Source organism: Mycobacterium sp. (genome assembly GCF_050701675.1).
In the GTDB taxonomy this organism is placed as follows: Bacteria; Actinomycetota; Actinomycetes; order Mycobacteriales; family Mycobacteriaceae; genus Mycobacterium.
Map to the genome: position 1 here is coordinate 1 of NZ_JBOGDD010000851.1, position 9726 is coordinate 9726.

Consider the following 9726-nt stretch of genomic DNA (forward strand, 5'->3'; position numbering starts at 1 on the left):
GCCCAGCCTGCGGACGCTCGTAACGGAAGAATGGCCCCGCGTAGCGCAGCTTCACGGGCAGCTGCCCACGGTCCAGGCCGTGCTCGATGACGGCTCGCATCACGCCGGCCGTTCCCTCGGGCCGCAGCGTCACCGACCTCTCGCCGCGGTCGGCGAACGTGTACATCTCCTTGCTGACGACGTCCGTCGACTCGCCGACGCCCCGCGCGAACAACGCGGTGTCCTCGAAGATCGGCAGTTCGACATGGCCGTAGCCCGCACGGCGGGCAGCCTCGAGCAGTCCGTCGCGGACCGCGACGAACTGCGCAGAGTCCGGCGGCAGATAATCCGGGACACCCTTGGGCGCCTGAAACTCAGTCACTGTTCACAGACTTTCGAGGAACGGATTGGTGCGACGCTCGGCACCGATCGTGGACTTGGGGCCATGCCCAGGTAGTACCACGGTGTCGTCGTCGAGCACCAACAGCTTTGACACGATCGAGGTCAGCAGGTCGCGGCCGCTGCCGCCGAACAGATCGGTGCGGCCGATCGACTGCTTGAACAGGGTGTCACCGGTGAACGCCAACTCGTTGGGCCCCTCTGCCACCCGAAAGACGACGGAGCCCTTCGTGTGGCCCGGCGTGTGATCGACGGTGACGGTGAGACCGCCCAGCTCGATCTTGTCGCCATCGCGGTCCAACTCGATCACCTGACGCGGCTCGTGGAAGACCGCCGCGAGCGCCAACTGCGCCAACCGCGGCCCGAAGCCCTTGATCGGGTCGGTCAGCATGAGCCTGTCCTCGGGATGGATGTAGGCGGGGCAGCCGTATGTGTCGGCTACCTTCTGCGCCGACCAGATGTGGTCGACGTGTCCGTGGGTGAGGAGCACGGCCGCGGGAGTCAGGCGATTCTCGTCCAGGATTCGGCGCAACGGGCCCATCGCCCGTTGGCCGGGGTCGACGATGATGGCGTCGGCTCCCTGCTTGGTGGCCAGCACGTAGCAGTTGCACTGCAGCATGCCTGCCGGAAAGCCGGTGATGAACACGCCGACCAGTTTCCCATCTACTGTTCGCGTGGGTCGCAGCACCTACGCTCAGCCATTGCTGGCACACTCGGTGCCGATCGACGATCACGAGGAGGATCACGCGGTGCCGACCAACGAACAGCGGCGAGCGACTGCCAAGCGCAAACTGGAGCGGCAGTTGGAGCGCCGTGCCACCCTGCAGCGCAGGCGCCGCCTCCTCACCATCATCGGCTCCGCTGTCGGCGTGCTTCTCGTCATCGGCGCCGTCGTCGCGACCGTGATCCTGACCACCAAGAGCTCTGACACCAACGCCTCGGCCGACACCTCAACGCCGACGCCCGATGCGGCGCCCACCCAGCCCCCGCCTGGAGGCGCCGCTCTCCCACCGTTCGCCGCCCCCGCCGACCTCGGCGCCAACTGCCAGTACCCGGCGACACCTGGCGAGGCGGCCAGCAAGAAGAACAACCCGCCCCGCACGGGCAAGGTACCGACCGAACCCGCGCAGATCAGCGCCAGCCTGACCACCTCGCAGGGCAACATCGGCCTACAGCTGGACAACGCCAAGGCACCCTGCACCGTGAACAGCTTCGCGAGCCTCGCCCAGCAGGGCTACTTCAACGACACCCCCTGCCACCGGCTGACGACGTCGCCAGGGCTTGCGGTCCTGCAGTGCGGTGACCCGACCGGACAAGGCACCGGCGGCCCGGGCTACGGCTTCAACAACGAGTACCCGACGAACCAGTACCAGCCCGACGATCCGGCACTCCAGTCACCCGTCGTGTACCCGCGCGGCACGCTGGCGATGGCCAACACCGGCGCGCCCGGATCCAACGGCAGCCAGTTCTTCCTGGTCTACAAGGATTCTCAACTGCCGCCGAACTACACGGCCTTCGGCACGATCGACGCGACGGGTCTGGCCACCCTCGACAAGATCGCGGCAGCCGGCGTCGTTCCGGGCGATCGAGGCGCCGACGACGGGGCCCCGAAGACGCCGGTCCAGATCAAGTCGCTCCAACTGGACTGACGCCGGACCGGGCCGATCTGCGTGACCATCCCCCCACCCCCGCCGTACGGGGTGTACCCGCCGCCGCCTGGTGGTGACCCGGGCTTCTACGGTGCTCCCGGCGGGATGGGCGGCCCGCCGGGCTACCCGCCCTACCAGCGGCCGCCGACCACCAATGGGCTGGCAATCGCGTCGCTGGTGTGCGCATTCCTCTTCTTCCCGCTGGGGATCGTGTTCGGCCACATGTCCCTTTCGCAGATCAGAAGGAGCAACGAGGGCGGCCACGGCCTCGCCATCGCGGGGCTCGTCATCAGCTATGTGGTGGCGGTGCTGACCGTGATCGCCGTCGTCTTCACCGTCGTCTTCGCTGCCGTCCTGGTCCGCTTCGCCGAGGACTTCGACCCGAATCGCGTCCACTCGAACTCCCCCGACATCACGGGAGCCCCACTGCCGAACGCGCCACTTCCGTCCTTCAAACCGTCGGCAACTCTCGGATCGAACTGCCAGTACCCCGCAACGACGGAGAAGACGGCCAAGCCGGTCAATCCGCCGCGCGCCGGGCGCGTACCGACCACCCCCGCGACGGTCGACGCCACGATCGTCACCGACGGCGGTGTGATCGCCGTCCAGCTCGACAACGGCAAGGCACCGTGCACCGTCAACAACTTCGTCAGCCTGGCGCAGCAGGGGTTCTACGACGACACGCCATGCCACCGACTGGCGACGTCGCCGACGCTCGGCATGCTGCAGTGCGGCGACCCCACCGGCAAGGGCACCGGCGGACCCGGGTACCGCTTTCCCAACGAGTACCCGACGAATCAGTACCGGCTGGCCGATCCCGGGCTGCAGGCACCGGTGGTGTACCCGCGGGGGACGCTCGCGATGGCCAATGGCGGCCCTGGCACCAACGGCAGCCAGTTCTTCGTCGTCTACGCCGATTCTCAACTGCCACCGACGTATACCGTGTTCGGCTCGGTCGACGAGACGGGCCTAGCGGTCGTCGACAAGATCGCGGCCGGGGGCGTCAAGGACGGTGGTGACGACGGAAACCCGGCGACGAGCGTGACGATCGAGTCGGTCCGGCTGAACTAGGACCCGGCCCGTGCGGTCACTTCCCGGTTGGCGCCGGCTACGATCGAGTCGAGCAGCCCCGGTACGGCCGCGTCGACGTCGTCGGCGCGCAGCCGCTGGAGGACGTGGCCGTCGATCACCAGTCGCTCGGTGAGGCCGGCCTCCCGAAGAATCTTGAAGTGGTGCGTAGCCGTCGACTTGTTGATGCCGTCGTAGAGCAAGGCGCAGGGCATCGGCGACCCGGTGTTGGTCAACCGCCTGACCATCTCCAACCGGACCGGATCGGCCAGGGCGCTGAGCACCTGCTGCACTCCAGCGACTGGAGTCGACGGGTACGCCGTCGCCTCGCTGACCCGCGATGACGTCGTCACGATCGTGTCCCCCATCACCGCCGGTTTGATGTTCATCGAACCGAGCGTACCCTCAACCAAGTTCGACGTTCGTCAAACCTACCCCTTCTTGGAGGACCCGTGGCCGTGGTCGTGTCCGACCAGTCGACCGTGGAGACGCAGCGCGGGGCCTACGCCCTGTTGCTCGTCCTGAGCGGTGTCGCCCTTGGCGTATCCGGCCTGCCCGCACCGCTCTACGGGATGTACGAAGAGAAGTGGCACCTCTCGCCCCTGTCCACCACGCTCGTCTTCGCCGTCTACGCCGTCGCCGCCCTCGGCGCAGTGCTGGTGTCCGGCAAGATCTCCGACGTCGTCGGACGCAAGCCGGTTCTGCTCGGCGCACTGGCGGCGATGATCGTCGGCCTCGGGGTGTTCCTCCTCGCCGACGGCATGGCGATGCTGATGCTTGCCCGGATCATTCACGGCGCGGCCGTTGGCTCGATCGTCGTCGCGGGCGCGGCGGCGCTGCTGGATCTGCGGCCCGACCACGGTGTCCGGTCTGGCCAGCTGAGCGGCATCAGCTTCAACATCGGGATGACGGTCGCGATCCTCGGCTCTGCGCTCCTGGCACAGTACGCACCACATCCGATGCGCACCCCGTACGCGATCGTCGCCGTCATCTGCGCGGTCCTCGGCATCGGCGTGGTGGCGTTGCGCGAGCCGCACCTGAGTCGGGTGCGCGGTCCCATCCGTATCGCCAAACCCGCTGTGCCACCCGAGATTCGCAGCGACTTCTGGTTCGCCGCACTCGGCGTCATGGCGTCGTGGTCGGTGCTCGGCGTGCTGCTGTCGCTCTATCCCTCCCTGGCCGCCCAGCAGACACACGTACACAATCTGGTGTTCGGCGGGGCGGTGGTCGGGACGACGGCGTTCGCGGCCGCGCTGGCCCAGCTCTTCTCGACGCGGATGCCCGCCCGTCGGGCTGCCATCGTCGGGGACGTGGGCATGGCGGTCGCCCTGATCCTGACCGTGCCGGTATTGGCAACGCACAGTTGGCCGTTGGTCCTCGTCGCCGCCGCGGTGCTCGGCGCGACCTTCGGGCTTGGCTTCGGCGGTTCGCTGCGTCACCTGTCGAACGTGGTGCCCGCCGACCGTCGTGGCGAGACCATGTCGGCGTACTACCTGCTCGCCTACACGGCCATGGCGGTGCCGACCCTCGTCGCGGGCTGGGCGGCGACGGTATGGCCGTTGAGCACGGTGTTCCCCTGGTTCGCCGGCGCGGTCGCCATCGCGTGCCTGGTCGCGGCTGCCGTCGGCGCGACGAACACTCGGACCCGGGCCACCGCGCCCCTCACCTAGTACGCGAGCGCGCATGTCTGCGCGGCCCCTCACGTAATACGCGAGCGTGCGTGTCTGTGCGCGAAACGCCGGACCGGCATGCTATTTCGCGCACGCTCGCCGCGAAGTCGGATCGCCCACCAACCGGGCCGAGCGTGCAGAAAATTGCTCTGAATGCGGCGTGTCGCAGGGCAGACACGCACGCTCGCGGGAGGGGGTAGGGGTTGGGGACTATGCCGCCGACGTCACCCGGTAGACGTCGTAGACGCCCTCCACGTTGCGCACCACGTTGAGCACGTGGCCGAGATGCTTGGGGTCGCCCATCTCGAAGGTGAACCGGCTGATCGCCACTCTGTCGTTCGACGTGGCCACCGACGCCGAGAGGATGTTGACCTTCTCGTCGGCCAGCACCCGCGTCACGTCCGACAACAGGCGATGCCGGTCGAGGGCCTCCACCTGGATGGCCACCAGGAACACCGACGACGGGGACGGCGCCCACTTGACGTCGATGATTCGTTCCGATTGTTGTTGCAGCGACGTGGCATTCGTGCAGTCGGTGCGGTGGACGCTGACTCCACCACCACGCGTCACGAAGCCGAGGATGACGTCACCGGGTACCGGAGTGCAGCACTTGGCCAGCTTGGTGAGGACACCCGGCGCACCGGGGACCGAAATGCCGACGTCATCGCTGGTGCGTTGACGCACCAGCATGGTCGTTGGCGTGGACCGTTCGGCGATCTCGTCCTCGGCCTCGTCGTCTCCGCCCAGTTGGGCGACCAGTCGCTGAACGACGTGGCGCGCCGAGACGTGACCCTCGCCCACCGCGGTGTAGAGGGATGACACGTCGAGGTAGCGCAACTCGCGGGCCAGCGCGGCCATCGACTCGCCGTTCATCAAGCGCTGCAACGGAAGACCGCCGCGCCGAACCTCGCGCGCGATCGAGTCCTTACCCGACTCGAGCGCTTCCTCACGCCGCTCCTTGGCGAACCACTGCCGGATCTTGGCCTTGGCCCGCGGTGACACGACGAACGTCTGCCAGTCCCGCGACGGGCCCGCGTTGAGCGCCTTCGACGTGAAGACCTCGACCACTTCGCCGTTTTCGAGTTTGCGCTCCAGCGCGACCAGCCGCCCGTTGACCCGTGCGCCGATACAGCGGTGCCCGACCTCGGTGTGCACGGCGTAGGCGAAGTCCACCGGCGTCGAGCCGGTCGGCAGCGTGATCACGTCACCCTTGGGCGTGAAGACGAAGATCTCCTGCACCGCAAGGTCGTAGCGCAGGGACTCCAGGAACTCGCCGGGGTCGGCCGCTTCCCGCTGCCAGTCCAGGAGCTGGCGCATCCAGGCCATGTCGTCGATCTCGGCTGCGGCGTTGTTGGCGGGAACGCCGTTGCGGCCCTTGGCTTCCTTGTACCGCCAGTGCGCGGCGATGCCGTATTCGGCGGTGCGATGCATGCCGCGGGTGCGGATCTGCACCTCCAGCGGCTTGCCCTCCGGCCCGACGACGGTGGTATGCAGCGACTGGTAGACGCCATACCGCGGCTGGGCGATGTAGTCCTTGAACCGGCCTGCCATCGGCTGCCACAAGGAGTGCACCGCACCTACCGCGGCGTAGCAATCACGGATCTCGTCGCACAGGATCCGCACGCCCACCAGGTCGTGGATCTCGTCGAAGTCGCGACCCTTGACGATCATCTTCTGATAGATCGACCAGTAGTGCTTGGGCCTGCCCTCCACCGTCGCATTGATCTTCGAGGCGGTGACGGTGTTGACGATCTCGGCGCGCACCTTGGCGAGGTACGTGTCACGTGACGGCGCTCGGTCGGCGACCAGTCGGACGATCTCCTCGTACTTCTTCGGGTGCAGGATCGCGAACGACAAATCCTCGAGCTCCCATTTGACCGTCGCCATGCCCAGCCGGTGAGCAAGGGGCGCAATGACTTCCAACGTCTCGCGGGCCTTGCGCGCCTGCTTCTCCGGCGGCAGGAATCGCATGGTGCGCATGTTGTGCAGCCGGTCCGCGACCTTGATGACCAGCACCCGGGGGTCACGCGCCATCGCGATGATCATCTTGCGGATGGTCTCGCCCTCGGCCGCCGTGCCAAGCACCACCTTGTCGAGCTTGGTGACGCCGTCCACCAGATGCCCGACCTCGACCCCGAAGTCGGAGGTGAGCGCCTCCAGCGTGTAGCCGGTGTCCTCCACCGTGTCGTGCAACAGGGCGGCCACCAGGGTCGTGGTGTCCATGCCCAGCTCGGCGAGGATGTTCGCCACCGCCAGCGGATGGGTGATGTACGGGTCACCCGAACGGCGTAGTTGGTCGGCGTGACGCAGCTCGGCCACCTCGTAGGCGCGCTGCAGGATCGCGAGGTCGGCCTTCGGGTAGACCTCGCGGTGAACCGCCACCAGCGGCTCGAGCACCGGGTTCACCGCGCTGCGCTGAGAGGTCATCCGCCGCGCCAGCCGGGCCCTCACCCGTCGCGACGCACTCGACGGCGGCTTCGGACTCTCCGGTGCCAACAGACCCGGGGTGACGACAGGCATCGGCTGCGTCTGCGTCAACGCGTGATCGTCCGCCACCGTGCTCACCTCCTGACCCGCGCGGGTACTTCCGTCGAGGATATCCCTGCTATCCCCGTCTGTTCTTCGCGCCAGCGCTCATGCTGCGCTCATCACACCACGTACAGGCTGGTGACCGGCACGTCCGGCAACTTCGCCCGTCCACCGAGCGCCGACAGCTCCAAAACGACAGCGGCACCCGTGACCGTCGCACCGCCATTCCTGAGCAGTTGGACGGCCGCGGCCAACGTCCCTCCGGTCGCCAGTACGTCGTCGATCACAAGAACACGCAATCCGGCGAGTTCGATACCGTCGGCCGGAATCTCCAACGTCGCGGTGCCGTACTCGAGGGCGTAGGTCTCGGCATGCACCGGGGGCGGCAGCTTGCCACCCTTGCGAACGGCCAGCACGCCCTTGCCGAGCCGTGTCGCGACGGCGGCACCCAGCAGGAAGCCACGCGCGTCGATGCCCGCTACCAGGTCGGCGTGTCCGGCCACGGCGGCCAGCGCGTCGGTGACCACCGCCAGCCCCCGCGCGTCGGCGAGCACCGGGGTGAGGTCCTTGAACTGGATCCCCGGCTCGGGAAAGTCCGGCACCTCACGCATCAGCGAACCGATGACCGTGGCGACGTCGGTAACCTGACCCCGGTCGCTTCGCTCTCCCCCGCCGGTCATCTCGCCAGCGCCCAGCGGTCCATGTTCCATCCCGCACCCCATCGCGTCGGATTGCTGCTCACGGCGGTCATCTTGGTCGAGGTCACCAGGGTTCGCTGCTGGCGGTAGAGCGGAAGGGTGGGCATGTCGCCCCAGAGTACGGGTGACCCCTCCCCGAGCAACCTGGCCTGTTCCTTCGGATCTGCGGTCACCGCCAGCGCGCCGATGACACCGTCGATCTGCTCGTTCGAATAACCGGAAAGGTTGTTGCCGTTGCCGGTGTACAGATCGTAGGCGTCCATCGCCGACGATCCCGTCGAGCCGCTGCCCGCCGCTCCGCCGGTGCTAGCCAGCAGAACGTCGATCTGGTTGTCGCGCAACGACTGTGGTCCGGTCGTCTCCGAAGCCGAGTCCTGGACGGTGATGCCGGCCGCTGCACACGCCCTGGCGATCGTGCCCACGGTGGCCGCCAGTCGCGCGTTGGGGCTCTGGTATCCGATGCGGACGTTGAGCGGCTTCGCGCCGACGGCGTCGCGGGCCGCCCCGGGATTGGAGGTGCTGAACCGACCGCCCTCCGCAGCGCTCTCGGCGGCCGCGATCGAATCCTCGGCGGTCGGGTTCAGTCGACTGTTGGCGATCGCCACCTGCGCGTTCTGGGCGATCAGGTCCCGCGGCGTGCACAACGCGACGGCACGGCGCGCGGCCGGGTCTGCCAGCGGTCCCCCCGGGGCGAAGATCAGTTGTTCGATACCCGCGGAGGGGCTGTCGGCGCGCACGTAGTCGTCGGGCATGGTCAGCGTTCCCGCCGAGCCCGCCGCGATGTCGACGACGTCGTAGTGACCCGAGTTCACGCGGTCCTGGACGTCGGCTCCCCGCGGCCACACCGTGATCGTGGCCGTGACGGGCTTGGCGCCCCACCACTTGTCGTTGGCCACCAGCACGACGGCGCCGTCGTCGGTGACCGAGCTCAGTTTGTAGGGCCCCGAGGACGGGAAGCGCTTGAGATCGAGGTCGGGGCTCAGGTTCCAGCTGGTGTTCCACAGCTCGGCGATGCGAGCGATCGTGGGGAGATCGCCGGCCTGCAGTGCGGCGGTGACCCCGCCGTCACCCCTGCCGAGCTCGTCGGCGATCACGTGTGACGGCATCAACGTCGTCGCCGCGAACAACTGGCCGAAGTCGACGAACGTGCGGTCCCTGTCGAACGAGACCCGTGCCTTCTTCTGCCCCGGCGCACAGTCGACCGCGGCGACGTCCCCGTAGCCCGCCCGGCTGGCGGCGTCGAATCCGGGGAAGCGCCCCGACTGCGCGGCCCACGCCAGCACCATGTCGTCGCAGGTCACCGGTTTGCCGTCCGAATACACGGCGTTATCGCTGATCTGGTAGTCGAGCACCAGCGGAGTGCGCCCGACCACCGAGATGGTGCCGAAGTCGCGATCTCCGACCACTTGGCCGTCGGGGCCGTGATAGTTGAATCCCGTCAAGACCCGGGCGAAGGCCTGCGATCCCGCCGACGCGGCGCCCACCACGGTGTTGGTGTTGTAGGTGACCAGGGCGCCGTCGACCGCGTAGTCGACCTGGTCGGACGAGCCGCGCCCACACGCGGACAGACCCATGGCGCCCACCAGAGACATCACGGCCGCGAGCATCGCGGCCCGTCGGCGTCGGGCGGTCATCAAGGTTTACCGCCGGGTGTTCCGCTTACCGGACGGCCTTCCCGTGGGGCGGATCGGCTTCGCGCCGGGTGCCGGCTTCTCCGGGGCTGGCTTGCCCGGA

General features: G+C 68.0%; 9 protein-coding genes. 3 read left to right on the plus strand and 6 right to left on the minus strand.

The genetic code is table 11. The features are described 5' to 3' along the window. Both ACRDUX_RS26110 and ACRDUX_RS26115 read right to left on the minus strand, forming a co-directional pair. Nucleotides 1-361: ATP phosphoribosyltransferase regulatory subunit (locus ACRDUX_RS26110; RefSeq protein WP_526417973.1), on the minus strand; the 361-nt coding region annotated here is incomplete at its 3' end. A gap of 3 nt (nt 362-364) precedes the next feature. Beyond that, a complete protein-coding gene (locus ACRDUX_RS26115; protein ID WP_526417975.1) occupies nt 365-1024 on the minus strand; it encodes an MBL fold metallo-hydrolase in 660 nt (219 codons plus the stop codon). Between the two features lie 103 nt (nt 1025-1127). On the opposite strand from ACRDUX_RS26115, the gene ACRDUX_RS26120 reads away from it, so the two are divergent. Both ACRDUX_RS26120 and ACRDUX_RS26125 read left to right on the plus strand, forming a co-directional pair. After that, nucleotides 1128-2027, plus strand: a complete 900-nt coding sequence (locus tag ACRDUX_RS26120) for a peptidylprolyl isomerase (protein ID WP_526417978.1) — start codon at nt 1128-1130, stop codon at nt 2025-2027. A gap of 27 nt (nt 2028-2054) precedes the next feature. Beyond that, the gene (locus ACRDUX_RS26125) at nt 2055-3098 is read left to right on the plus strand and encodes a peptidylprolyl isomerase (RefSeq protein WP_526417980.1); all 1044 of its coding nucleotides are present in this window, start codon (nt 2055-2057) and stop codon (nt 3096-3098) included. On the opposite strand, the gene ACRDUX_RS26130 is transcribed toward ACRDUX_RS26125, so the two are convergent. Continuing rightward, on the minus strand, nt 3095-3463 hold the full coding sequence (locus ACRDUX_RS26130) for an ArsR/SmtB family transcription factor (protein WP_526417982.1): 369 nt from the start codon (nt 3461-3463) through the stop codon (nt 3095-3097). The genes ACRDUX_RS26125 and ACRDUX_RS26130 overlap by 4 nt on opposite strands. A 90-nt stretch (nt 3464-3553) precedes the next feature. Between ACRDUX_RS26130 and ACRDUX_RS26135 the strand changes: the two genes are divergently transcribed. Further along, on the plus strand, nt 3554-4765 hold the full coding sequence (locus ACRDUX_RS26135; RefSeq protein ID WP_526417984.1) for an MFS transporter: 1212 nt from the start codon (nt 3554-3556) through the stop codon (nt 4763-4765). A gap of 210 nt (nt 4766-4975) precedes the next feature. Here the strand turns inward: ACRDUX_RS26135 and ACRDUX_RS26140 are convergent, their stop codons facing one another. The 3 genes from ACRDUX_RS26140 to ACRDUX_RS26150 all read right to left on the minus strand — a co-directional run bounded on the left by ACRDUX_RS26140 (nt 4976) and on the right by ACRDUX_RS26150 (nt 9626). Beyond that, entirely contained in the window at nt 4976-7285 is a 2310-nt protein-coding gene (locus ACRDUX_RS26140) for a RelA/SpoT family protein (protein WP_526417986.1), read from the minus strand. Between the two features lie 128 nt (nt 7286-7413). Beyond that, nucleotides 7414-7974: an adenine phosphoribosyltransferase gene (locus ACRDUX_RS26145; protein WP_526417988.1), complete on the minus strand. Its 561-nt coding sequence runs from the start codon at nt 7972-7974 to the stop codon at nt 7414-7416. Further along, a complete protein-coding gene (locus ACRDUX_RS26150; RefSeq protein ID WP_526417977.1) occupies nt 7971-9626 on the minus strand; it encodes an ABC transporter substrate-binding protein in 1656 nt (551 codons plus the stop codon). Before ACRDUX_RS26150 ends, ACRDUX_RS26145 begins: the two co-directional genes overlap by 4 nt. Nucleotides 9627-9726: the final 100 nt, after the last annotated feature.

Excerpts from the sequence above, each read along its gene's own strand:
- ACRDUX_RS26130 (WP_526417982.1), bottom strand. The coding sequence starts at position 3,463 with ATGGGGGACACGATCGTGACGACGTCATCGCGGGTCAGCGAGGCGACG.
- ACRDUX_RS26150 (WP_526417977.1), bottom strand. The coding sequence starts at position 9,626 with ATGACCGCCCGACGCCGACGGGCCGCGATGCTCGCGGCCGTGATGTCT.
- ACRDUX_RS26145 (WP_526417988.1), bottom strand. The coding sequence starts at position 7,974 with ATGACCGGCGGGGGAGAGCGAAGCGACCGGGGTCAGGTTACCGACGTC.
- ACRDUX_RS26140 (WP_526417986.1), bottom strand. The coding sequence starts at position 7,285 with ATGCCTGTCGTCACCCCGGGTCTGTTGGCACCGGAGAGTCCGAAGCCG.